1 protein-coding gene is annotated in these 285 nt (G+C 46.0%); it reads right to left on the bottom strand.

The features are described 5' to 3' along the window. Positions 1-44: 44 nt before the first annotated feature. Positions 45-285, bottom strand: a 241-nt coding sequence (locus QWJ41_RS21015; protein ID WP_302710429.1) for a hypothetical protein, incomplete at its 5' end; no start/stop codon positions are given.

Genomic DNA, 285 nt, shown 5'->3' with positions numbered 1-285 from the left:
AAAGTTTATATGACCGTCTTGGATTGCATTTTGCTTCCCGGGTGCTAGTGGTGGCTCAAACTTGATGTCGCCCAAGCAGTTAAGTGGGATAGTGCAAATAGACCGTTGTACGAAGATCCATCTGCACAAGCAATGACTACCATTTTAGAGTCTTTGGTCTGCTTGATAGCATTGACCACCTTGCTGAAAATTCTGTTGCCTCGATATTCTGCTAGTATATCGCGGCACATGTTTGTCGTACCTCCGCCACCGAGTTTGAAGCCACCAACGGCATCGTACATAGTA

Origin of the sequence: Nocardioides cremeus (assembly GCF_030518195.1) — a bacterium.
GTDB classification, from domain to species: domain Bacteria; phylum Actinomycetota; class Actinomycetes; order Propionibacteriales; family Nocardioidaceae; genus Nocardioides; species Nocardioides cremeus.
Note: the sequence above shows the minus strand (reverse complement) of the source record. Positions and strands in the feature narration are given on the sequence as shown.